The following is a 212-nucleotide window of genomic DNA, read 5'->3' as shown; positions in this document are numbered from 1 at the left end:
TCGGACTCGCTTTCGCTACGGCTTCCCCACTCGGGTTAACCTCGCAACACACCGCAAACTCGCAGGCTCATTCTTCAAAAGGCACGCAGTCACGACGCAAGGAACAAGTTCCTTGCGCGACGCTCCCACGGCTTGTAGGCACACGGTTTCAGGTACTATTTCACTCCGCTCCCGCGGTACTTTTCACCATTCCCTCACGGTACTATCCGCTA

General features: G+C 56.1%; 1 rRNA gene. It reads right to left on the bottom strand.

Annotated elements, in window-relative coordinates:
* Positions 1–212, bottom strand: a 23S ribosomal RNA gene (locus ADK57_RS19870); the annotation flags it as partial.

This window comes from Streptomyces sp. MMG1533, assembly GCF_001279775.1.
Classification (GTDB): Bacteria; Actinomycetota; Actinomycetes; order Streptomycetales; family Streptomycetaceae; genus Streptomyces.
This window is presented reverse-complemented; position numbering and strand designations above follow the sequence as displayed.